This window comes from Streptomyces sp. NPDC057428, assembly GCF_042803195.1.
Classification (GTDB): Bacteria; Actinomycetota; Actinomycetes; order Streptomycetales; family Streptomycetaceae; genus Streptomyces.
Genome location: NZ_JBHVCT010000205.1, coordinates 1 through 2,175, shown reverse-complemented (window position 1 = coordinate 2,175; position 2,175 = coordinate 1). Strand labels below are relative to the sequence as shown.

2 protein-coding genes are annotated in these 2,175 nt (G+C 67.3%); both read right to left on the bottom strand.

Annotation, left to right across the window (positions count from 1 at the left end; genetic code table 11):
* Positions 1-262 precede the first annotated feature (262 nt).
* Entirely contained in the window at positions 263-880 is a 618-nt protein-coding gene (locus ACFU5K_RS31715; protein ID WP_384068160.1) for a BMP family ABC transporter substrate-binding protein, read from the bottom strand.
* A 49-nt stretch (positions 881-929) separates the two neighbouring features.
* Positions 930-1,766 (bottom strand): glycoside hydrolase domain-containing protein, encoded by an 837-nt coding sequence (locus ACFU5K_RS31710; RefSeq protein ID WP_384068157.1) that lies wholly within the window; start codon positions 1,764-1,766, stop codon positions 930-932.
* Positions 1,767-2,175 lie beyond the last annotated feature (409 nt).

Below are 2,175 nucleotides of genomic sequence, written 5' to 3'. Positions count from 1 at the left end.
AGTCACTTTCGGCCCATGCAGCATCACCGAACCCGCTGACCAGGCACTTCGCCGCATCGGACCCTCTAGACCAGCCGAATTACGCGGAACGCAGGCCTCAGCCCCGACACCTACGAACGCCGACACCACAACGCTAAACTCACGCTCGCCGCGTGACCGATAACCGCGTGCCCACCTTCATGGGGGAAGGCCCGCCCGACGAGCCGGCAGGGGCATCGTCACCGCTAACCATGCACGTGGTCGTTAAGGTGGTTGGCGCGGACTACTGGCGGGCGGCCGCCGTGACCGCATGTGCGACGGCCGCACGGTCGGCCCGGACGCTCGCGACGTTGCCGCCGTCGTCCGCGACCGCGGTCCCGCCCACAAGCACAAAGCGCACCTTCGGGTGCTCGGGCGCCGCCAGCCGGGCCGCCGCCACTTCTTCCTCGCCTGAGGCCAGGACGACTTCACAGGACCGCTGAAGCATCCCGTTGAGGAATGGCGTCGCGCTGCCCACCGTCTGCTCTCCAGTCACCGGCGTGTAGCTGACCCGGGCGTGTGTCTCGGCGGAGGCGTCGCGCATGCCCTGCCAAACCACAGCGCCCCCGGTCCCCGCAGTGATGCCAGACTCACCAGTGAGCAGGCAGACGTCGGTTTCCGTGTAGGGCCGGGCGCGGCTGTCGGGGATCGGCGGCCGGCGGTCATTGCTTCCGGTCACAGCGATGACGCCGACCACCGTGGCGGCCACCGCACAAGCAATGGCCGCGTAGGTGAGGTCGCGGCGGCGCAGGATGCGCAGGGCGTGCGCGAACAGGCGGCGCGGATCGTGTGGGGAGGGCTCGCCGCGCCTGGCCTTGGCGCGCGCGGCGGCCTGCCCCTGCCGGGTCTTCGTACTGCTCATGTGTTCACTGCCTGTGCTGCCGGAGGGAACGGTGCTGCGTGGGAGTGGGTCAGCCGACGATCGCGACGGGGCCGTCCCACGCGTCACGGTCGACCGTGATGGTGTAACCGCCGCGCGATTCCTTGCTGTTGACCATGTACTGGTGGCCGCGGCTGTGGTTCGTGTACAGCGACTTGGACCACGGCCAGTCGGAGGTGGTGGTGTTCGCCTTGTCCCACTTGGCATACCAGAGGTTGCCGGGAAGGTTGGTGCGGTCCGTGGCGGTCGCGATCGCGGCGGCGCTGGAGCTGGAGAATCCGTAGTAGCCGGCGCGGTAGGTCTTGTCGTGCAGGACCTTGTCGAAGGCGCGGACATAGGAGAGCACGGCCTTGTTGCAGGACGCGTTCTTGATGTCGTACGGCTCCATGTCCAGGTACAGCGCGCTGCCCGCCTTCATTCCGAGGGCGGCAGCCTTGGCGACGGCGTCCTTGCCGTCGGCGGAACCGAGCGTGGCGGCGTTCGCCGTCGTCATCTTCTCGTTACGGGTGCCGCTCTGGCACGGCGGCTGGGCACCCACGTAGAGCGGGATGAGCTTCCATCCCTGGGAGTTCACGGTCTTGACCCAGGAGGCGGTCAGGTTGGGCTGGGAGCAGCCGCGGTTCTTGCCCCCGATGTACACGGCGGCGGCGCCGTAGAAGCCGGTGTGCCAGGCTTTCATCGCGGCGGAGGACGGCGCGGTGCAGGCGTCGAAGGCACGGCCCGTGAACGTCTTCTGCGCCGGCCACGCCGTGGTCGCCGAGGCGTTGGTCGCGGCGAACGCTCCCCCAGCGGCCACGACAACACCGGTGGCACCCCAGGCCAGGTAGCGGTTGCGCTTGGAAAGCCTGTGGCTCTTGGACTTGGACATGCTGAATTCCCCACCCCTGATTTACTGAGCTTGCTACTACTGCACGATCCGGGTCGCTTCGGCTGTACCGCGCTTGAACCTCGTGAGCGCACCGAAAGATACCCGGCTGCTCCACAGCGTTCGGACAACCTGGCCCCTTGATCCCGCCAAGCTTCACCCAAGACCGCGCAAAGGACCCTCACGGACGGGCCGAAGCAACATCCCGCAGCTGGCATGCTGCCCACCCCTCTTGCTGTGACCCGCCCCCGAGCGACAGCGAGAAACCCCCGCCAGGGGACGCTTCAATCTTGACATGGGGATCGCGACCATTCACCCGGGCCTTGACCCCGGATGTTGGACACACGAGACACTGGATCCTGAGGATCTGAGAACGGACATCTCGTGGTCATGAAGAACTACCCGCCGCAGT

Coding starts and splice junctions, on each gene's coding strand:
- ACFU5K_RS31715 (WP_384068160.1), bottom strand. CDS start 880: ATGAGCAGTACGAAGACCCGGCAGGGGCAGGCCGCCGCGCGCGCCAAG.
- ACFU5K_RS31710 (WP_384068157.1), bottom strand. CDS start 1,766: ATGTCCAAGTCCAAGAGCCACAGGCTTTCCAAGCGCAACCGCTACCTG.